This window comes from Isoptericola variabilis 225 (assembly GCF_000215105.1).
In the GTDB taxonomy this organism is placed as follows: domain Bacteria; phylum Actinomycetota; class Actinomycetes; order Actinomycetales; family Cellulomonadaceae; genus Isoptericola; species Isoptericola variabilis_A.
On sequence record NC_015588.1, the window covers coordinates 1,790,152 to 1,809,164 of the forward strand.

A 19,013-nucleotide genomic window follows, 5' to 3' on the forward strand; every position below is an offset into this window, starting at 1 on the left:
CGAAGCAGGCGCGCCGTGACCCTCCGCTGCGCTCCGGATCACTCCTCGTCGAGCGCGGCCATGACCTCGTCGGGGGCGTCGAAGTTCGCGTAGACGTTCTGGACGTCGTCGCTGTCCTCGAGCGCGTCGATGAGGCGCGTGATCTTGCGGGCGCCCTCGACGTCGACCTCGACCTCCATCGACGGGTGCCAGATGACGTCCGCCGAGTCGTACTCGATGCCGGCCTCCTGGATCGCGGTGCGCACGGCGACCAGGTCTGTCGCCTCGCAGAGCACCTCGATGACCTCGCCCTCGTCGGTGACCTCCTCGGCCCCCGCGTCGAGCGCCGCCAGCATGACGTCGTCCTCGGTCACGCCGTCGGACTTCGGCACGACGACGAGACCCTTGCGCGAGAACAGGTACGACACCGAGCCCGGGTCGGCGAGCGAGCCGCCGTTGCGGCTGAACGCGGTGCGCACCTCGGCGGCGGCCCGGTTCTTGTTGTCCGTGAGGCACTCGACGAGGACGGCGATGCCGTTGTTGCCGTAGCCCTCGTACATGATCGTCTGGTAGTCGACGGCGTCGGCGCCCTCGCCCGAGCCGCGCTTGACCGCGCGCTCGATGTTGTCGTTCGGGACCGAGGACTTCTTGGCCTTCTGGATGGCGTCGAACAGCGTCGGGTTGCCCGCGGGGTCACCGCCGCCGGTGCGCGCCGCGACCTCGATGTTCTTGATGAGCTTCGCGAAGAGCTTGCCGCGCTTGGCGTCGATCGCCGCCTTCTTGTGCTTGGTCGTGGCCCACTTGGAGTGACCGGACATTGACCTACCTAACTCCTTCGCGATGCTGTAACGATCTGGACGAACAGCGCGTGCACACGGGCGTCCCCGGTGATCTCCGGGTGGAACGCGGTGGCGAGCAGCCGTCCCTGACGTGCTGCGACGATCTTACCGGCGGCCGCACCGACGGCCGTCCCGTCCGCCGCGCGGTCGGGGATGCGGGCCAGCACCTCGACGCCGGGGCCCGCCTCCTCGGCCCACGGGGCACGGATGAACGCGGTGCGCAGGGGGCCGCCGTCGGGCCGGTCGGAGACGCCCGCCATCTCGAGGTCGGCCTCGAACGAGTCGACCTGGCGCCCGAACGCGTTGCGCCGGACGGTCATGTCCATGCCCCCGAGCGTCCGCTGCCCCTCGATGCCGCCGACGATCCGGTCGGCGAGCAGGATCATCCCCGCGCACGAGCCGTAGACGGGCAGGCCCTCGGCGATGGCCGCCCGCAGCGGGTCGGCGAGCTCGAAGATCCGCAGCAGCTTGTCGATCGTCGTCGACTCGCCGCCGGGGAGCACGAGCCCGTCGACGGCCTCGAGCTCGGCACGCCGGCGCACCGGCACGCCGCGCGCGCCGGCGGACTCGAGCGCGGCGACGTGCTCGCGCACGTCGCCCTGCAGGGCGAGGACGCCCACGGTGGGGTTGCTGGTCACGGCGGGCCAGTCTAGGACGCCGGACGCCCGCACCGGGTCACGCGCCCGCGAGCTCCTCGGGGTCCGAGGGCTCGTCGTCGTGCTCGACGCCGAGGTGGCGCACGGTGCCGTCCCACCCGCCGGCGAGCGCCTCGACGACGTCGGGCAGCGCCGTCGGGAAGACCTCGAGCGGCTGGGCGCGCAGCTCGTCGGCGGACAGCCAGCGCATCTCGTCGAGCACGTCGCGCTCGACGTCGGTCCACCCGGCGTCCGACGGCTCGTGGCCGGCCGGCACGCGCGCGACGAAGAAGATCTCGTCCTGCCGGCACGTCTCGGCGTAGAAGCGGAAGATCCCGGCCCGCGTCATCACGGGACCCTCGAGGTCCTCGCGGGCGAGCTCGAGCCCGGCCTCCTCGCGCAGCTCGCGCAGCGCGGCGTCGACCTCGGTCTCGCCGGCGTCGATCCCCCCGCCCACGGTGAACCACCACGACCGCTCGGGCTGGTCGGCGTCGTGGCCGCGCACGAGCAGGGCGCGGCCCGCGTCGTCGAGGACGATGACGCGGGCCGCGCGCCGGTGGCGCATACCGTCCGGCCCGACCACCCAGTCGGGCCCGAGCGACGTCGTGCCGACGACCTCCTCCGAGGTCACCAACCGCGCTCCGCGAGCCGCACCGGCTCGGGCTCGGCCTCGACGTTGATGCCGACCATGGCCTCGCCGAGGCCGCGCGAGACCTTCGCGATGACGTCGGGGTCGTCGAAGAACGTCGTGGCCTGGACGATGGCCTTGGCGCGGGCGACGGGGTCGCCCGACTTGAAGATGCCGGAGCCGACGAAGACGCCCTCGGCGCCGAGCTGCATCATCATCGCCGCGTCGGCGGGCGTCGCGATGCCGCCGGCGGTGAAGAGCACCACGGGGAGCTTGCCCGTCTCGGCGACCTCCTTGACGAGCTCGTACGGCGCCTGCAGCTCCTTGGCCGCGACGTAGAGCTCGTCGGTGGGCAGGGACGACAGGCGGCGGATCTGCGCGCGGATCTGGCGCATGTGCGTCGTCGCGTTGGAGACGTCGCCGGTGCCGGCCTCGCCCTTGGAGCGGATCATCGCCGCGCCCTCGGTGATGCGGCGCAGGGCCTCGCCGAGGTTGGTCGCGCCGCACACGAACGGGACCGTGAACTGCCACTTGTCGATGTGGTGCGCGTAGTCCGCGGGCGTGAGGACCTCGGACTCGTCGACGTAGTCGACGCCGAGGGACTGCAGCACCTGCGCCTCGACGAAGTGGCCGATGCGGGCCTTGGCCATGACGGGGATCGAGACGGCGTCGATGATGCCCTCGATCATGTCGGGGTCGCTCATGCGCGCCACGCCGCCCTGGGCGCGGATGTCGGCGGGCACGCGCTCGAGCGCCATGACCGCGACGGCGCCCGCGTCCTCGGCGATCTTCGCCTGCTCGGGCGTCACGACGTCCATGATGACGCCGCCCTTGAGCATCTCGGCCATGCCGCGCTTGACGCGCGCCGTGCCGACCTGGCCGACGCCGGTGCTCACCGTGCTCTCGCTCACTGCCTGTACCTCGCAAGTCGTCGAACGCGTGACCGCCTCCGCGGAGGCCACGCCCTACCGCCCATCCTAGGGCCGCGGGCTCAGGCCCCGAGACCGTCCGGCATCTGGTCGTCGAGCTCGACCGTGTGCGGCACGGGGGCGTGCCCCGCGAGGTGCAGGAACCGCACCCACCGGTGGCGGCGGACGCGCTGCGCCTGGGCGACGGCCTCGTTGTGGAAGCGGCGCGCGAGCTGCGCGCGGTACCAGGCGGCGGCGAGCGCGGCGAGCAGCTCGTCGCCGGGCGGGCGGGCGCGCAGCGCGGCCACGACCTCGGGGTCGCCGAGCGCCGAGCGCAGCGTCGCGGACAGCTCGCTCTCGGCGCGCTCGCGCTCCGACCCGAGCCCGTCCATGGCGAGCGCCTCCCCGGGCGAGGTGACCGGGCCGTCGTCGTCCGACGCCGCGAACGCCGCGTCCGCGACGAGCACCGCGCTCGCCGGGTCGAGCAGCCCGGACGCCGCGAGGTCGATCGCGGCGCTCGAGCGGCGCACGAGCTGGGAGTCGAGCGCGATGCGCGACGCCGCGACCTTGCGGTGCAGCCGGTCGAGGCGTGACGCCGAGACCCACGCGAGCCAGACGACGACGGCCGCGGCCACGAGCGCGACCAGGACGATCTCGGACCAGGTCATGCGCCCGCCTTCCGGTGGACGGGCCAGGTGCCGATCGCCTCGCCGGCCGCGACGGCCATCTCGTACACGGCGAGCACCTGGGCCGTCACGGCCGACCAGTCGAACCGGCGCACGAACGCCGTGGCCCGCTCGCGGCGCTCGTGCGTGCCCTCGGGGTCGGCCAGCGCGGCGAGCACCTGGTCCGCGAGGTCGGCGGCGTCGCCCGTGCGGAACAGCCGGCCCGCGCACCCATCGTCGAGCACGCGACGGAACGCGCCCAGGTCGCTCGCGACCACGGCGGCGCCCGCGCTCATCGCCTCGACGAGCACGATGCCAAAGCTCTCGCCGCCGGTCTGCGGCGCGACGTACAGGTCGACGGAGCCCAGCAGCGCGGCCTTGTCCTCGTCGGAGATCCCGCCGAGCCACTCGAACGACGCCGCGTGCTCCCCCAGCGCCGCCTCGGCCGCCTGCCGGCCGGCGTCCCCGCGGCCCGCGACGAGGAAGCGCGCGCCGGGCACCTTCTCGAGGATGCGCGGCGCGGCCGCGACGAGCACCTCGAGGCCCTTGCGCGGCTCGTCGAGCCGGCCGAGGAACGCGATCGTCGGCGCCGCGGGCGTCCCTCGCCAGCGGTCCTGCGCGGGCGCGGCGGCGAACGTGTCGACGTAGACGCCGTTGGGGATGACGACGGCGTCGCCGCCGAGGTGGTCGACGAGCGTGCGGCGCGCGTCCTCCGAGACCGCGATGCGCGCGGCGATCTTCTCGAGCGACTGGCGCAGCAGCGGGTAGGCGACCTGCAGCGCGCGCGAGCGCACCTGCGCCGTGTGGAACGTCGCGACGACGGGCCCCTCGGCGATCCACAGCGCGAGCATCGACAGGCTCGGCGTCATGGGCTCGTGCAGGTGCAGCACGTCGAACCGGCCGGCGTCGATCCAGCGGCGCACGCGCGCGGCGGCGCGCGGCCCGAACGCGAGGCGCGCCACCGAGCCGTTGTAGCGCACGGGCACCGCCCGCCCGGCCGGGGTGACGACGTCGGGCACGGGCGTGTCCTCGTCCGCGGGCGCGAGCACGGAGGCCTCGTGGCCCTGGGCCACGAGCGCCTGCGCGAGGTCGCGCACGTGGAACTGGACGCCGCCGGGGGCGTCGAACGAGTAGGGGCAGACGATGCCCACGCGCAAAGGCCGGGTGCTCACGCCTCGCCCGCCTCCACCTTGGTGCGCGCGTACCGCGCGGGGTCGAGGTCGGCGACGAAGACCTTCTGCAGCATGTGCCAGTCCTCGGTGTGCGCGCGCAGGAACTCGGCGAGCGCGTCGACCCACGCCTGCGTCATCGCCGCCACCTGCGCGCGCCGGTCGGCCGCCGTCCCGCCCTCGGGCGGCACGGGCACGGCCGGCAGGAAGTGGATGACGATGCCCCACGGCGTGCCGGCGGCGCGCCGGCGCTCGCCGTGCAGGCGCTCGTATCGGATCCCCACGGGGTGCAGCGCGACCTTGGCCGCGAGCGCCAGCGCCGCCGGCCCGGCCGCGACGCGCGCCCGGTGCCCGCACAGGTCGACCTCGACGCCGCGGGCGGTGAGGTCCCGGTCGGCCAGGAGCGGGATCAGCACGTTCCCCGCGACCGCCCCGCGCACGAGGTTGCGGAACACGTCCCCGTCGCCGAGCGGGAGCACCTCGATGCCGATCGAGCGCCGGAACGCGACGAACTCCTGGAACAGGGCCTCGGGACGCAGCCGCTCAGCCACGGTGAGGACGGGGCCGAGGTGCGGGCGCGCCCAGGCGCCGGCGAGGTCCCAGTTGCCCAGGTGCGCCAGCGCCAGCGCGATGCCGCGCCCGGCGGCGAGGTCGGCGGCGATGTTCTCGTGGCCCTCCACGCGCACGCGGGCGGCGAGCTGCGCGGGCGTGGCGCCCTGGAGCGTGAACGCCTCGCGGAAGTACCGCATGTAGGAGCGCATCCCGGCCCGCGCGAGGCGGCGCACGGCGCGTGCGTCGAGGTCGGGGCGGACGCGCGCGTAGTTGGCCTCCATGCGGCGCACGCCCTCGGTGCGGCGCAGCCAGGTGAGGTCGGCGGCGAGGGTGAACGCGGCGCGCAGGACCGGCTCGGGGACCCGGGGGGCGTGGCGCCACGCGAAGGTGAACGCCGCGGCGACGTCGAGGCCCATCAGGCCTCCGCGCCGTCGGCGGCGGTCGTGAGCTGGCGACGCACGGTGGCGACGCGCTGCACGACGGTGACGAGGCTCGCGACGGCCAGGAGGCCGAGCACGACGACGAGCACCGCGACGGGCAGCCCGAGCTGGACGAATCCTGTCGGCACGAGCGCGAGGACGAGGCGGTCGGTGCGCTCGGCGATGCCGACGCTCGCGCTCGCGCCCACCGCCTCGGCCCGCGCGCGGGCGTAGGGCACGACCGACCCGAGCACGAGGCACGCGAGCGCCGCCCCGGTGCCCCACGCCGCGTACGGCTCCTCGTGGTGCAGCACGAACCACAGCGTGATCCCCGCGAACACCGCGCCGTCGGAGACGCGGTCGAGGGTCGAGTCGAGGAACGCGCCCCACGGACCCGTGCGGCCCGAGCGGCGCGCCATGACGCCGTCCAGCGAGTCGGCGAGCGCGAACACGCCGATGAGCAGGGCGCCGAGGAACAGGTGCCCGGTCGGCAGGAGGCCGAGCGCGAGCGCCGTGACGACGACCGTGCCGGTGATCGTGACGGCGTCCGGGCTCACGCCGCGCGCGAGGAGGAACGTCGCCACGGGAGTCCAGAACCGCTGCATCGCGCCGCGCAGCCGACCGAACACTCAGGCACCGCCCTTCGGCCAGGCGTCGGCGAGCCGTTCGCGCGTGTCGGCGAGCAGCTCGGGCAGCGCCTTGGTGCGCCCGACGATCGGCAGGAAGTTGGAGTCGCCCAGCCAGCGCGGCACGACGTGCTGGTGCAGGTGCGCGGCGATCCCCGCGCCGGCGACCTCGCCCTGGTTGAGCCCGATGTTGAACCCCGCGGGCGAGTACACCGCGCGCAGGACCCGCATCGCCGTCTTGGTCATCGCCGCGAGCTCGGCCGTCTCGGCGTCGGTGAGGTCGGTGTAGTCGGACACGTGCCGGTACGGCAGCACCATGAGGTGCCCGCTGTTGTACGGGTACAGGTTGAGCACCGCGTAGCAGGCGGTCCCCCGGGCGACGACGAGGCCCGCCTCGTCGTCGCCGGCCGGGATCCGGCAGAACGGGCAGCTCCCGGCGCTCGCGTCGGCCGGCTTGTCCTGCCCACCGATGTAGACCATGCGGTGCGGCGTCCACAGACGCTGCAGGTCGTCCTCCGGCGGCGCGAAACCGTCCGCCGACTCCGCGGACCGCGCCATCACACCTGCACCCGGTCGCGGACCGCCGTGACGATGCGCTCGACCGCCTCGTCGACGGGCACGCCGTTCTCCTGACGCCCGTCGCGGTAGCGGAACGAGACCGCGCCGGCCTCGGCGTCCTCGCCGCCGGCGATGAGCACGAACGGCACCTTCTCCTTGGCCGCGTTGCGGATCTTCTTGCCGAACCGGTCGTCGGACAGGTCGATCTCGGCGCGGATGCCGCGGGCGCGCAGCTTCGCGACGACGTCGCCCAGGTAGTCGTCGAACGCGTCGGCGACCGGCACCGCGAGCACCTGGACCGGCGCGAGCCAGGCGGGGAACGCGCCCGCGTAGTGCTCGAGCAGGACGGCGAAGAAGCGCTCGATCGACCCGAACAGCGCGCGGTGGATCATGACCGGGCGCTGCCGCGAGCCGTCGGCGGCGGTGTACTCGAGGTCGAACTTCTCGGGCAGGTTGAAGTCGAGCTGGATGGTCGACATCTGCCAGGTGCGCCCGATCGCGTCCTTGGCCTGGACCGAGATCTTCGGGCCGTAGAACGCGGCGCCGCCCGGGTCCGGCACGAGGTCGAGGCCCGAGGCGGTCGCGACCTCCTCGAGCGTGCGGGTCGCCTCCTCCCACGCGTCGTCCGAGCCGACGGACTTCTCCGGGTCGCGCGTCGACAGCTCGAGGTAGAAGTCCTCGAGGCCGTAGTCCTTGAGCAGGTCGAGCACGAACGTCAGGAGCGAGGTGAGCTCGTCCTTCATCTGCTCGCGCGTGCAGTAGATGTGCGCGTCGTCCTGCGTGAAGCCGCGGGCGCGGGTCAGGCCGTGCACCACGCCCGACTTCTCGTACCGGTACACCGTCCCGAACTCGAACAGACGCAGCGGCAGCTCGCGGTAGGAGCGGCCCCGCGCGTCGAAGATCAGGTTGTGCATCGGGCAGTTCATGGGCTTGAGGTAGTAGTCCTGCCCGGGCTTGCGCACCTGGCCCTCGTCGTCGAGCTCCGCGTCGAGGTGCATCGCGGGGTACATGCCCTCGGAGTACCAGTCGAGGTGGCCCGAGACCTCGAACAGCCGGCCCTTGGTGATGTGCGGCGAGTTGACGAACGAGTACCCCGCCTCGAGGTGCTTGCTGCGCGAGTACTCCTCCATGACCATGCGCACGATGCCGCCCTTGGGGTGGAACACGGCCAGCCCCGAGCCGATCTCGTCGGGGAAGCTGAACAGGTCCAGCTCGCTGCCCAGGCGGCGGTGGTCGCGGCGCTCGGCCTCGGCGAGGCGGTCGAGGTACGCCTTGAGCTCGTCCTTGCTCGGCCAGGCCGTGCCGTAGATGCGCTGCAGCTGCGGGTTCTTCTCGCTGCCGCGCCAGTAGGCCGCGGCCGAGCGCATGAGCTGCACGCCGTTGCCGATGAGCCTGGTGCTCGGCAGGTGGGGACCCCGGCACAGGTCCTTCCAGACCACCGTCTCGCTCTCGCGGCCGGCGCCGCGCACGTTGTCGTAGATCGTCAGCTCACCGCCGCCGACCTCGACGTCCTCGTTCGAGTCGCCGCCCTCGGCGGCCCCGCCCTTGAGGCCGATGAGCTCGAGCTTGTACGGCTCGTCCGCGAGCTCGGCCCGCGCCTCCTCCTCGGTGACGACGCGCCGGCGGAACGTCTGGCCCTCCTTGATGATGCGGGCCATGACCTTCTCGAGGGCCTTGAGGTCCTCGGGCGTGAAGGGCGTCTCGACGTCGAAGTCGTAGTAGAAGCCGTCCGTGATGGGCGGGCCGATGCCGAGCTTGGCGTCCGGGTTGACCTGCTGGACGGCCTGGGCGAGCACGTGGGCCGCGCTGTGCCGCAGCACGGCCAGGCCGTCCGGCTCGCCGATGGTCACGGGCTCGACGACGGTGCCCGCCTCGAGCTCGGTGCTCAGGTCCTTGAGCTCCCCGTCGACGCGCATCACGACGACGTCGCGACGGTCGGCGAACAGCTCCGTGCCCGTGGTCGGCGTCGTCACCGTCACCGTGGTCGCCCCGTCCGCGTCGAGGGTGGTGGGTGGCATCGGCGAGGCGACGTCGGACACGTGCTGCTCCTAGGGGTGGTCGGGCGATGAGGATCGAGGGGCGCCGTCCGGTGACGGCGCCCCTCGATCGTACCGACCCCGGACCGGTCAGTCGTTGAGCCGCTTGGCCTGGTCGGCGGCCTTGTCGACGAGACCGTCCACGCGGTCGGGCGCGAACTCCTTGATCTTGTCGGCCACGGTGTCGACGTTCTCGTCGGTCGCCAGGCTCTTGACCTTCTCGATGTTCTCGGGCGTGGCGAGGCCCTTGGCCTTGTCCAGCATGTCGCCCAGACCGCTCATCGCTGTTCCTCCCCGTCGTCGTGCAGGCCCGTGCGACCCGCGTCGGCGCGCCGCACGGCCCGCCCCGGGTCAACGTAGCGAGCAGTCGGGCCAGCCGCTACCGCAACCGCGCCCCACTCGCACGCCAGCCCCCCTTGTGAAGGATTTCACAAGTAGCCGGCTGTCCCTCGGGGAGGCTGTGGTCTTACCATAGAGACAGGCACCCGGAGGGGTGCCGGACAGGCCGGACACAGACGGCCACCCGTTCACCTGGAGGGAACATGAGCACCACCGCCACCACCCGCAGCGGCGACCGCGTCGTCCGCCTCGTCGGCATCCTGTCGATCGTCGCGGCGCTGGTCATGATCGCGGCCGGCGCCACGACCTGGGCGACGGTCAGCGCTCAGCTCTCGGCGCAGAACATCACCGTCGCCGAGGACGCGGCGTTCCTCGCCGGGGACACGGTGGACGGACCGTTCTCGGCCTACGCGCAGGCGCAGATCATCGACCAGCACGCGCTCGACGCGACCGGCGGCAAGACCTACGCCGAGCTCGACCGCGAGGACCCCCTGCGCGAGGTCGCGATGAACGCCTCGTTCCTGCGCGCCTCGCTCTTCACCTCGGTCGTCGCCTACGGCGTGGCAGCCCTCGTCATGGGCCTCGGCGTCCTGGTCGGTGCCACCGGCTGGGCCCTGGCCCGCCTCGGCCGCCCGGCGGCCGCCCCCGTCGCGGCCCGGACGCCGGAGCTCCCCACCGCCGCCTGACCGTCCCGCGGCCACCGCAGAAGCCACCACCCCGGAGCCACCCGTCCCCCGGGACGGGTGGCTCCGTCGCGCGCGGTCGGCGAGCATGGGCTCGTGCCCGCCCCCTCCCCCGACGACGAGGCCTACCCCGCCGTCGCCCGCACCGCGCCGAGCCTCGCCGCGCTCGACGAGCACCTCGTCCGCTGCCGCGCGTGCCCGCGGCTGGTCGCCTGGCGCGGGGAGGTCGCACGGACGAAGCGGGCCGCGTTCCGCGACGAGGAGTACTGGGCGCGCCCGGTGCCGAGCTTCGGGGACGAGCGGGCCGGGATCGTCGTCGTCGGCCTCGCACCCGCCGCGCACGGCGCCAACCGCACGGGGCGCATGTTCACCGGCGACCGCAGCGGCGAGTTCCTCTTCGCCGCGCTCCACCGCGCCGGCCTGGCGAACCAACCGCGGGGCGTCTCGCGCGACGACGGCCTGGAGCTGCACGGCGTCCGCCTCGTGGCGCCGGTCCGCTGCGCGCCGCCGGCCAACAAGCCGACGCCCGACGAGCGGCGCCGCTGCTCGAGCTACCTCGCGCGCGAGCTGGAGCTGCTCGCCCCGACCGTCCGCGTCGCCGTGGCGCTCGGGCAGATCGGCTGGAACGCCCTGCTCGACGCGCTCGCCGGCCAGGGCTGGGCCGTGCCCCGCCCGCGGCCGCGGTTCGCGCACGGGGCCGAGGTCACCCTGGGCCGCACCGAGCCGGCCGCGGCGCCGGCGAGCCTCGTGGTGCTCGGCTCGTTCCACGTCTCGCAGCAGAACACGTTCACCGGCCGGCTCACGCCCGCGATGCTCGACGACGTGCTGGTCGCGGCCCGCGACCTGGCGGGCGTCGAGCCGCTACCGTCACGGGCATGACCAGCACCCTGCCCCGGCCCGCGCGCACCGAGCCGCCGCTGCGCGGCGACGAGGCCACGACGCTGCGCACGTTCCTCGACTACCACCGCGACACGCTGCGCTGGAAGACGGACGGCCTGACCGCCGAGCAGCTGCGCACCCCGCTGCCCCCGAGCGACATGACCCTCGGCGGCCTGCTCAAGCATCTGGCGTACGTCGAGTCGCAGTGGTTCCGCGTCGTGCTCGCGGGCGAAGAGCCGCTGCCGCCGTTCGATGCGGTCGACTGGTCCTCCGACCCGGACTGGGAGTGGCACTCGGCGGCCGACGACTCCCCCGAGGACCTGCGCGGGCTCTACGACGCCGCGGTCGCGGAGTCCGACCGCGTGCTCGACGCCGCGCTCTCCCGAGGCGGCCTCGACGAGCTGTCGACCCGGGAGTCTCGTCAGGGCGACGGGCGGTTCAGCGTGCGGTGGATCCTCGTACACATGCTCGAGGAGTACTCCCGCCACAACGGCCACGCCGACCTCCTGCGCGAGGCGCTCGACGGCCTCACCGGGGAGTGAGGCGCCGGTCAGGGGCGCGCCCCTCGCGGGCTCGCGGGATCAGTGGTGGCGCGAGCCGCCGAAACGGAACGGGATCGGGATCGGGCCGCAGCAGCAGACGCCGCTGACCTGGCTGGCGGCGAGCGTGCGGGCCGCGTGGTAGCACGCGAGGAACCGGAGCACGGTCGGCACGGCCGCACCGACGAGGCCGCGGCGTGCGAGGAGGTCGCGCACCGCGGCCGAGCACGTCGTGTCGCCGTGGAGCACGCCGTGCGCGCAGTGCCACCCCTTGCGCGGGGACAGGTGACGCTGGTAGCCGCGGACCAGGTGGTCGGCGAGAAGGGCTGCAGGGCTCATCGGGCGACGGTAGGCCCGTGCGGCGTCGCTCGCCGCGCGGCCAGGTGCTTGCCCGGAGCGACGGCGTCCCGTACGTTCGGCGGTGACGGGGCTCACAGGCGGCCCGGAGGCAGCGTCGGCTCCGGGTCGCGCAGGCTCCCGTCGGAACGGCACCACCCGGGCCGGCACCGCCGGCCGCACCTGCCCGCACCTACCCACGGGGGATCCGTTGTCACGTCGCAGAGTCATCTCGTCCATCGCCGCCACCACGCTCGTCGCGGGCCTCGGTCTCGCGGCGATCCCGACCACCGCGCAGGCCCAGAACGGCAACGCGGAGTGCTCCAACCTGTCCGACCCGGCCACCGCCGGCTGGGTCAGCCACGCGCAGCTCGGCCGCGAGCTGCGCCAGATCGAGGCCACGAGTGCCGGCCGCGTCGAGGTCGACGTGTTCGGCCACAGTCGCGAGGGTCGCGAGCTCTACGCCGCCCGCGTCGGCACCGGGGACAAGGTCCTCATGATCCAGAGCGAGATCCACGGCAACGAGAAGGTCGGGACGCTCGCCCTGCTCAAACTCCTCAAGACGCTCGCCACGAGCGGCTCGCCCGAGGCGAGGGCGATCCGCGAGGGGGTGACGCTCGTCGCGCTCCCGATGCTCAACCCGGACGGCTCGGAGCTCAACCAGCGCCAGAACGAGTTCACGTGGGAGGAGATCGTCGAGACCTACCCGCAGCTCGAGGGCACGCAGCCGCCGTACTACTACAGCTCCCGCGCCGGTGGCCTCGACCTCAACCGCGACTTCAGCGCCGACCTCGACGCCGAGCCGAGCCCGTCGACGCTGCCGGCGGACGAGACCGAGCCGGGGATGTTCCTGTCCAACGAGTCGCGCGCGCTGCGCGACCTCTACAAGGACCTGCGCGACGAGTTCGGCACCGTCCACGGCTTCGTCGACCTGCACCACATGGGCCCGTGCAACCAGGAGAACGAGACGGGCCAGTACGTGACCGTCTCGCTCGACTACCCGCCCCTGGGCTCGGAGGCCGACGGCAACCCGCGCTACGCCGACTGGCCGCTGCTCGACCAGGACGCGTCCCGCCGGCTGGCCCTCGCCGCCGCCCTGGGCATGCAGGAGCACGCCGGCAAGGGCAACGCCGAGACGTCTCCGTTCTTCGGTGGCGTCGTGCGGTACATCCACCCGCAGGTCGCCGACGGCTACGACTGGGACCGCGACTACGCGGGCCAGGCCCGGTCGGCGTTCGCCCTCAACGGCACGAGCACCGTGCTGTTCGAGATCCGCGGGCAGTCCCACGCGTGGGGCCAGAAGCAGATGGGGATGCTCACGGCGGTCGTCGAGGCCGGCATCACCGGCATCGCGAGCCGCATGGCGGACGGCTCCGTCGACGAGCTCGACGGCGACGCGTTCTTCGACCTGCCGAAGTACTGGTGAGCGCAGGTCGTCGCCGTCCGGTGGCCCGGTCCCCTCGAGGCGAGGGGCCGGGCCACCGGTCCGTGGGCGGGTGAACTCTGGCGCGGGACGCATCGACCGGCGAGGTCCGTGCTCTCTCCAGGAGCGGCCACCCCGGGCCGCACGACCCCCGGAAGGCACGACAATGTCCCTCACCGCTCCCGCGTCCCGCGTCCCGGCCCTCCCGTCGCCGCGGGCGCTCGGCACCACGATCGCCCGCAAGATCGACACGGCGATCACGATCCTGGCCCGGTTCCTGGCGCGCTGGTCGGTCCCGGCGCTCCGCGTGTCGCTGGGCCTGGTGTTCCTCGGCTTCGGCGTCCTGAAGTTCGTCCCCGGCGCGAGTCCCGCCGCGTCCATCGCGGCCCGCACGATCGAGACGCTCACGTTCGGCGTCGTGGCCGGCACGACGGCGGTGCTCGTCACCGCGGTGCTCGAGACGTTCATCGGGCTGACCCTCGTCACGGGCAAGTTCCTGCGCCTGGGCCTGCTGGCCCTCGCCGGCGCGATGGTCGGCATCATGTCGCCGCTCGTGCTGTTCGCCGGCGAGCTGTTCGGCGACGGCGTCACCCTCATGGCGCAGTACGTCCTCAAGGACGCCGTCCTCGTGACGGGCGCCGCCGTGGTCGCGGCCGTCGCGCTCGGTGCGCGCCTGCGCCACGAGGCGTGAGGCCCGCCGACGCACCCCGCACCGCAGGCCCTCCGACCTGAGCCCAGGTCGGAGGGCCTTCGTGCGTCCGCGGCACCCCCTTCACGGCCGCGCGCAGCCGCGCGATGCTCGGGACAGGGCCCGGTGTTGATCCGCCGCACCCTCGATCGTCATCACGGTGTGCGGGAACGTCCCGCGACCGGATCCGAAGGAGACCGACATGAGGTACGCGCTGCTGCTCCACGCCGACGAGCCCGCCGAGGGCGAGATCCCTGCCGAGGCCATCGAGGCGATGCAGGTCGCGTTCGCCGACTACGGGAAGGCGCTCGAGGCCGCCGGCGTGCTCGTCGCGGCGGAGGTGCTCGCACCCAGCCACGCGTCGTCGACGGTCACGCTGCGCACGGGCGACGTCCAGATCCAGGACGGCCCCTTCGCGGAGACCAAGGAGGCGCTGGGCGGGGTGTTCCTCGTCGACGTGCCCGACCTCGACGCCGCCCTGGCCTGGGCGGAGAGGTGCCCCGGCGCCCAGTACGGGGTGGTCGAGGTCCGGCGGGTCGCGACGTCGTTCGTGGACGGCGCGTGGACGTGAGCCTCCCCGCGGGCACGGGCGACCGCGAGCCGGCGTCGGTGCGGGCCGCCTGGGCGGCACGCACCGGCTACGGCCGGCTGCTCTCGCTCCTGGCGGCCGCGGGCGGCGACTCACCACGGCGGAGGACGCACTGGCCGACGCGTTCGAGCGTGCGCTCGTGCGCTGGCCGCGCGACGGCGTCCCCGGCAACCCGGAGGGCTGGCTGCTCACCGTCGCGCGCAACCGCCTGCGCGACGTCGCCCGCTCGGCCGCGGTGCGCCGGACCCACCCGTTCGACCCGGCCCGCCACGACCCGGCGCGCCTGGACGACGTCGACCCCGACGCGATCGGGGACCGCCGGCTCGAGCTGATGCTCGTGTGCGCCCACCCCGCGATCGACCGCTCCGCGCGCACGCCGCTGATGCTCAACACCGTGCTGGGGCTCACCGCGAAGCAGGTCGCGGCGGCGTTCGCGCTGCCCGCCCCGACGGTCGCCGCCCGGCTGGTCCGGTCGAAACGGCGGATCGGGGCGGCGCGAATCCCGTTCGAGATCCCCGACCGGTCCGTCCTGCCCGAGCGCGTCGACCACGTGCTCGAGGCGGTCTACGGCGCGTACGCCGTCGAGTGGCGCATCGCCGGGGCGGTCCCGCGCGGGACGCCGGCCGACGAGGCGCTGTACCTGGCCGAGACCCTCGCCGACCTCCTGCCCGGCGACCCGGAGGCACACGGACTGGCGGCCCTGGTCTGCTTCTCGACCGCACGGGCGCCGGCACGCCTCGACGACGCCGGCCGGCTGGTGCCGCTCGGCGAGCAGGACACGACGCGCTGGGACGGCGCCCTCCTCGAGCGCGGCCGGCTCCACCTGAGGGCGGCCTACGCGGGCGGCGAGCTGGGCCGCTTCCAGCTCGAGGCGGCGATCCAGGCCGTGCACGCCGCACGCGCGACGACCGGCACGACCGACTGGCCGGCACTGCGCGACCTCCACCGCCATCTCTCCCGCCTCTTCCCGAGCCTCGGCGCCCGCGTCGCGCTCGCCGCGGTCACGGCCGAGACCGACGGGCCCGAGGCCGCGCTCGCGCTCCTCGACGAGCTCGACGAGGACGGTGCCCGGTTCCAGCCGGCCTGGGCGACGCGTGCCGACCTGCTGCGACGCCTCGGCCGCCGCGCCGAGTCGCGCGCCGCGTACGACAAGGCGGTCTCGCTGACCACGGACCCGGCCGAGCGGGCGTTCCTGCAGTCCCGGCGCCCGGCCGCCTGAGGTACCCTGCGATCGTCGAGGCGGACACCGTCGCCGCCTGCGCTCGAAAAAGGGGCGCGCCGCCGGCCCGCACGGGCCACCGGGACACATACGGACCGCAGCACTCATCCGTCACTGTTTCCTCGGGAGGCCCCCATGCCCACCGTGTCCGCGCACGTCGCCCACACCCTCGCCCGCCACGTCGACCACGTCTTCGGGGTCATGGGCAACGGCAACGCCTGGTTCCTCGACACCCTCACGCGCGAGACGGCGACGCGCTTCACCGCGGTGCGCCACGAGTCGGGCGGCGTGGTCGCCGCCGACGCCCACTTCCGCGCGTCGAACCGCCTCGCCGCGGCGACGGCGACGTACGGGGCGGGGTTCACCAACGCGCTCACGGCCCTGGCCGAGGCGCGGCAGGCGCACGTGCCGCTCGTCCTCGTCGCGGGCGACGAGCCGACGTCGGGTCCCCGGCCGTGGGACGTCGACCAGATCGCGCTCGCCGCGGCCGTCGGCGCCCGCACGTACACCGTCGGCCGCGCGGACGCGGCCGCGACGACCGTCATCGCGATCGAGCACGCGCTCACGTACAGCGTCCCCGTCGTCCTGGCGATCCCGTACGACGTCGCGGCGCGCGAGGCCGGTCCCGTGCCGTCGGCACCCGAGCCGGTGCTGCCCGGACCGCTCGCGCCGGTCGGCCCGTTCGACGCGGCCGCCATCACGGACCTGGCCCGGGCGCTCGCCGAGGCCGAGCGCCCGTTCCTGCTCGCGGGCCGCGGCGCGTGGCTCGCGGGCGCCGGCCCCGCGCTCGGCGAGCTCGCCGCCGCAACGGGTGCCGTGACGGGCACCACCGCGCTCGGCCGAGGCGTGTTCCCCGACGACCGCCACGACCTCGGCGTCACCGGCGGCTTCGGCGCGGCGGGGGCGATGGAGCTCGTGCGCGAGGCCGACGTCGCGGTCGTCTTCGGCGCGTCCCTCAACCAGTTCACGATGCGCTTCGGCGAGCTCTTCTCCCCCGGCACGCGGGTCGTGCAGGTCGACACGGGCCCCGCGGCCACGCATCGCCACGTCGGCGGCTACGTGCGCGGCGACGCGCGCCTCGTCGCGGACGCGCTCGTCGAGGAGCTGGCCAAGCTCGAGGCGCGCCCGTCCGGGTGGCGCGAGTCCGTCGACGTCGTCACCCTGCGCGCGCACGACCCGGGCCCGGCCGACGGCCTCGCCGAGGACGGCCGCCTCGACCCGCGCGCCGTCGCGCACCGCCTCGCCGCGCTCCTGCCCGCGGACCGCGTGGTCGTGTCCGACGGCGGGCACTTCATCGGCTGGGCCAACATGTACTGGCCCGTCGCGTCGCCCGACCGGATGATGATGGTCGGCACCGCCTACCAGTCGATCGGGCTCGGCTTCCCGAGCGTCGCCGGCGCCGCGACGGCGCGGCCCGAGGCGACCGTTGTGCTCACCACGGGCGACGGCGGCGGGCTCATGGCGCTCGCCGACCTCGAGACGGCCGTGCGCACCGCGCGCGGGCGCGGCCTCGCGGTCGTGTGGAACGACGCCGCGTACGGCGCCGAGGTGCACGTCTACGGCCGGCAGGGGCTCGCCGAGGAGCCCATGCTCATCCCGGAGACCGACTTCGCGGCGCTCGCCGCCTCGGTCGGCGCCGAGGGCGTCGTCGTGCGCGAGCTGGCGGACCTCGACCGGCTCGCGGCCTGGACGGCCGAGCCCGCCGACGAGCGGCCGTTCCTGCTGCTCGACTGCCGCGTCTCCCCCGGCGTCGTCGCGCCGTACCAGGAGGAGATCCTCCGGGTGAACAGCCGGCGCTGACCGGCCCGCCCGGACGCGCCGTGGCCCGGTCCCGACGTCGGGACCGGGCCACGGCGCACGCGCCTGGGGTGGGTGGTGTCAGCCGAGCCCGCGGATCGCTCCCCGGGCCTGCAGTGCCTCGTGCTCGGGCCCGAGCGGGATGCCGGTCCGGTCGCGCAGGATCAGCGTGGCGGCGAACGCCACGACCATGACGGACGCGATGTAGAACGCGACGGACGTCGCGGTGCCGGTGGTCTGGACGAGCCACGTCGCGATCGTCGGAGCGAACGCGCCGCCGAGGATCGCCCCGATCGCGTACGTGATGGAGACGCCCGAGTACCGGATCGACGCCGGGAAGAGTTCGGCGAAGTACGCGGCCTGCTGGCCGTAGGTGAAGCCGTTGCCGACCGCGAACAGCGCGACGCCGAGGAACAGCAGCCACGGGTTGCCGGTGTTGACCAGCGGGAAGAGCAGGAACACCGTGGACAGGAAGGCGATCCAGCCGATGATGTACGTGCTGCGGCGCCCGATCCGGTCGGACACCACGCCGGCCGCGAACGTGCACACGAGCCAGACGACGGAGGCACCCGCCACGGCGAGCAGCACGGGCGTGCGGTCCATGCCCACCAGGCCGCCCTCGGCGATCGGCGTCGTCGCGTAGTTCTGCAGGTAGCCGCCGGTGGTCATGTAGCCGGCGGAGTTGTTGCCCGCGAACGTGAGGGCGGCCAGCAGGACGAGCAGCCAGTGCTTGCGGAACAGCGTGACGACGGGGATGTGGGCCTCCTTCTTCTTCTCGGCGAGCTCGGTGAAGACGGGGCTCTCCTCCACCGTCCTGCGCACGACGATGCCCACGACGATGAGCACGAAGCTCAGCAGGAACGGCACGCGCCAGCCCCACTCGAGGAACGCGTCGCCCGGCGAGACGACGCCGGTCATGAGCGCAAGCACGCCCGAGGCGAGCAGGAGTCCGATCGGCACGCCGATCTGCGGGAACGCGCCGAACCGGCCGCGCCTGCCGGTGGGCGCGTGCTCGACGGCCATGAGCACCGCGCCGCCCCACTCGCCGCCGGTCGACAGGCCCTGCAGGATGCGGAGCACCACGAGCAGGACCGGGGCGGCCATCCCGATCTGCTCGTAGGTGGGCAGCACGCCGATGAGGGTGGTCGCGCCGCCCATGAGGAGGAGCGTGACGACGAGCATGGCCTTGCGGCCGATCTTGTCTCCGTAGTGCCCGGCGAGGAACGCGCCGAGCGGCCGGAAGAGGAAGCTGATGCCGACGGTCGCGAAGGACAGCAGCGTGGCAGCCCCCGGCCCGGCCGGGGCGAAGAACAGCGCGCCGAAGACGAGCCCCGCCGCGCTGGCGTAGAGGAAGAAGTCGTACCACTCGATCGTGGTACCGATGACGGTCGCCATCGCGACGCGCCTGAGCTCCCGGCGCCGGGCGTCGGGAGCGGCGGTGGCAGCAGTGCTCACGGTCATGGTGCGGTCGACCTCTCTGTCAGTCCGCGAGTTGGTGGACGGCGAT

Annotated in this window: 21 protein-coding genes; 8 read left to right on the top strand and 13 right to left on the bottom strand. The window is 74.0% G+C overall.

Annotated elements, in window-relative coordinates; genetic code table 11:
• Positions 1 to 38: 38 nt before the first annotated feature.
• From ISOVA_RS08330 to ISOVA_RS08380, 11 genes are all read right to left on the bottom strand, one after another.
• Positions 39 to 797, bottom strand: a complete 759-nt coding sequence (locus ISOVA_RS08330) for a YebC/PmpR family DNA-binding transcriptional regulator (RefSeq protein ID WP_013838800.1) — start codon at positions 795 to 797, stop codon at positions 39 to 41.
• An 8-nt stretch (positions 798 to 805) separates the two neighbouring features.
• Entirely contained in the window at positions 806 to 1,456 is a 651-nt protein-coding gene (gene pdxT, locus ISOVA_RS08335; RefSeq protein WP_041295272.1) for a pyridoxal 5'-phosphate synthase glutaminase subunit PdxT, read from the bottom strand.
• A gap of 37 nt (positions 1,457 to 1,493) precedes the next feature.
• Positions 1,494 to 2,084, bottom strand: a complete 591-nt coding sequence (locus ISOVA_RS08340; RefSeq protein ID WP_013838802.1) for an NUDIX hydrolase — start codon at positions 2,082 to 2,084, stop codon at positions 1,494 to 1,496.
• The gene (gene pdxS / locus ISOVA_RS08345) at positions 2,081 to 2,992 is read right to left on the bottom strand and encodes a pyridoxal 5'-phosphate synthase lyase subunit PdxS (protein WP_013838803.1); all 912 of its coding nucleotides are present in this window, start codon (positions 2,990 to 2,992) and stop codon (positions 2,081 to 2,083) included. The genes ISOVA_RS08340 and pdxS overlap by 4 nt, the downstream gene beginning before the upstream one ends.
• Positions 2,993 to 3,072: 80 nt before the next feature.
• Entirely contained in the window at positions 3,073 to 3,657 is a 585-nt protein-coding gene (locus tag ISOVA_RS08350) for a hypothetical protein (protein WP_013838804.1), read from the bottom strand.
• On the bottom strand, positions 3,654 to 4,811 hold the full coding sequence (locus ISOVA_RS08355; protein WP_186004595.1) for a glycosyltransferase family 4 protein: 1,158 nt from the start codon (positions 4,809 to 4,811) through the stop codon (positions 3,654 to 3,656). Before ISOVA_RS08355 ends, ISOVA_RS08350 begins: the two co-directional genes overlap by 4 nt.
• Positions 4,812 to 4,822: 11 nt before the next feature.
• Complete coding sequence (locus ISOVA_RS08360) at positions 4,823 to 5,791, bottom strand: phosphatidylinositol mannoside acyltransferase (protein WP_013838806.1); 969 nt, start codon at positions 5,789 to 5,791, stop codon at positions 4,823 to 4,825.
• Positions 5,791 to 6,423, bottom strand: a complete 633-nt coding sequence (gene pgsA / locus ISOVA_RS08365) for a phosphatidylinositol phosphate synthase (protein ID WP_013838807.1) — start codon at positions 6,421 to 6,423, stop codon at positions 5,791 to 5,793. Before pgsA ends, ISOVA_RS08360 begins: the two co-directional genes overlap by 1 nt.
• Positions 6,424 to 6,978, bottom strand: coding sequence for an HIT family protein (locus tag ISOVA_RS08370; protein WP_013838808.1), 555 nt, complete (start codon positions 6,976 to 6,978; stop codon positions 6,424 to 6,426). It abuts the gene before it with no gap.
• A complete protein-coding gene (thrS, locus tag ISOVA_RS08375; protein WP_041295274.1) occupies positions 6,978 to 8,996 on the bottom strand; it encodes a threonine--tRNA ligase in 2,019 nt (672 codons plus the stop codon). The genes ISOVA_RS08370 and thrS overlap by 1 nt, the downstream gene beginning before the upstream one ends.
• Positions 8,997 to 9,104: 108 nt before the next feature.
• Complete coding sequence (locus ISOVA_RS08380) at positions 9,105 to 9,296, bottom strand: hypothetical protein (protein WP_013838810.1); 192 nt, start codon at positions 9,294 to 9,296, stop codon at positions 9,105 to 9,107.
• A gap of 260 nt (positions 9,297 to 9,556) precedes the next feature.
• Here ISOVA_RS08380 and ISOVA_RS08385 point away from each other — a divergent pair, with 260 nt between their 5' ends.
• From ISOVA_RS08385 to ISOVA_RS08395, 3 genes are all read left to right on the top strand, one after another.
• Positions 9,557 to 10,039: a hypothetical protein gene (locus ISOVA_RS08385; protein WP_013838811.1), complete on the top strand. Its 483-nt coding sequence runs from the start codon at positions 9,557 to 9,559 to the stop codon at positions 10,037 to 10,039.
• 93 nt (positions 10,040 to 10,132) lie between these two features.
• Entirely contained in the window at positions 10,133 to 10,915 is a 783-nt protein-coding gene (locus ISOVA_RS08390) for a uracil-DNA glycosylase (RefSeq protein ID WP_013838812.1), read from the top strand.
• Positions 10,912 to 11,457: a DinB family protein gene (locus tag ISOVA_RS08395; protein WP_013838813.1), complete on the top strand. Its 546-nt coding sequence runs from the start codon at positions 10,912 to 10,914 to the stop codon at positions 11,455 to 11,457. The genes ISOVA_RS08390 and ISOVA_RS08395 overlap by 4 nt, the downstream gene beginning before the upstream one ends.
• 39 nt (positions 11,458 to 11,496) lie before the next feature.
• On the opposite strand, the gene yidD is transcribed toward ISOVA_RS08395, so the two are convergent.
• The gene (gene yidD / locus ISOVA_RS08400; RefSeq protein ID WP_013838814.1) at positions 11,497 to 11,793 is read right to left on the bottom strand and encodes a membrane protein insertion efficiency factor YidD; all 297 of its coding nucleotides are present in this window, start codon (positions 11,791 to 11,793) and stop codon (positions 11,497 to 11,499) included.
• A gap of 208 nt (positions 11,794 to 12,001) precedes the next feature.
• Here yidD and ISOVA_RS08405 point away from each other — a divergent pair, with 208 nt between their 5' ends.
• The 5 genes from ISOVA_RS08405 (at position 12,002) to ISOVA_RS08425 (ending at position 17,509) form a co-directional block, all read left to right on the top strand.
• A complete protein-coding gene (locus tag ISOVA_RS08405; RefSeq protein WP_013838815.1) occupies positions 12,002 to 13,216 on the top strand; it encodes a M14 family zinc carboxypeptidase in 1,215 nt (404 codons plus the stop codon).
• Positions 13,217 to 13,379: 163 nt separating this feature from the next.
• Complete coding sequence (locus tag ISOVA_RS08410; protein ID WP_013838816.1) at positions 13,380 to 13,904, top strand: hypothetical protein; 525 nt, start codon at positions 13,380 to 13,382, stop codon at positions 13,902 to 13,904.
• Between the two features lie 199 nt (positions 13,905 to 14,103).
• Positions 14,104 to 14,472 (top strand): YciI family protein, encoded by a 369-nt coding sequence (locus ISOVA_RS08415; protein ID WP_013838817.1) that lies wholly within the window; start codon positions 14,104 to 14,106, stop codon positions 14,470 to 14,472.
• A gap of 157 nt (positions 14,473 to 14,629) precedes the next feature.
• Positions 14,630 to 15,709 carry an RNA polymerase sigma factor gene (locus ISOVA_RS08420; RefSeq protein WP_233275861.1) on the top strand — a complete coding sequence of 360 codons (1,080 nt, stop codon included), beginning with the start codon at positions 14,630 to 14,632 and terminating at the stop codon, positions 15,707 to 15,709.
• A 135-nt stretch (positions 15,710 to 15,844) separates the two neighbouring features.
• Complete coding sequence (locus tag ISOVA_RS08425; protein WP_013838819.1) at positions 15,845 to 17,509, top strand: thiamine pyrophosphate-binding protein; 1,665 nt, start codon at positions 15,845 to 15,847, stop codon at positions 17,507 to 17,509.
• Between the two features lie 78 nt (positions 17,510 to 17,587).
• Here ISOVA_RS08425 and ISOVA_RS08430 read toward each other — a convergent pair whose 3' ends face one another.
• Positions 17,588 to 18,967 carry an MFS transporter gene (locus tag ISOVA_RS08430; RefSeq protein ID WP_013838820.1) on the bottom strand — a complete coding sequence of 460 codons (1,380 nt, stop codon included), beginning with the start codon at positions 18,965 to 18,967 and terminating at the stop codon, positions 17,588 to 17,590.
• Between the last annotated feature and the right edge of the window lie 46 nt (positions 18,968 to 19,013).

Bases quoted from the DNA above. Each gene is read 5' to 3' on its own strand.
- ISOVA_RS08370 (WP_013838808.1), bottom strand. From the start codon at position 6,978: ATGGCGCGGTCCGCGGAGTCGGCGGACGGTTTCGCGCCGCCGGAGGAC.
- ISOVA_RS08330 (WP_013838800.1), bottom strand. From the start codon at position 797: ATGTCCGGTCACTCCAAGTGGGCCACGACCAAGCACAAGAAGGCGGCG.
- thrS (WP_041295274.1), bottom strand. From the start codon at position 8,996: ATGCCACCCACCACCCTCGACGCGGACGGGGCGACCACGGTGACGGTG.
- ISOVA_RS08360 (WP_013838806.1), bottom strand. From the start codon at position 5,791: ATGGGCCTCGACGTCGCCGCGGCGTTCACCTTCGCGTGGCGCCACGCC.
- ISOVA_RS08415 (WP_013838817.1), top strand. From the start codon at position 14,104: ATGAGGTACGCGCTGCTGCTCCACGCCGACGAGCCCGCCGAGGGCGAG.
- ISOVA_RS08380 (WP_013838810.1), bottom strand. From the start codon at position 9,296: ATGAGCGGTCTGGGCGACATGCTGGACAAGGCCAAGGGCCTCGCCACG.
- ISOVA_RS08430 (WP_013838820.1), bottom strand. From the start codon at position 18,967: ATGACCGTGAGCACTGCTGCCACCGCCGCTCCCGACGCCCGGCGCCGG.
- yidD (WP_013838814.1), bottom strand. From the start codon at position 11,793: ATGAGCCCTGCAGCCCTTCTCGCCGACCACCTGGTCCGCGGCTACCAG.
- ISOVA_RS08410 (WP_013838816.1), top strand. From the start codon at position 13,380: ATGTCCCTCACCGCTCCCGCGTCCCGCGTCCCGGCCCTCCCGTCGCCG.
- ISOVA_RS08425 (WP_013838819.1), top strand. From the start codon at position 15,845: ATGCCCACCGTGTCCGCGCACGTCGCCCACACCCTCGCCCGCCACGTC.
- ISOVA_RS08350 (WP_013838804.1), bottom strand. From the start codon at position 3,657: ATGACCTGGTCCGAGATCGTCCTGGTCGCGCTCGTGGCCGCGGCCGTC.
- ISOVA_RS08395 (WP_013838813.1), top strand. From the start codon at position 10,912: ATGACCAGCACCCTGCCCCGGCCCGCGCGCACCGAGCCGCCGCTGCGC.
- ISOVA_RS08385 (WP_013838811.1), top strand. From the start codon at position 9,557: ATGAGCACCACCGCCACCACCCGCAGCGGCGACCGCGTCGTCCGCCTC.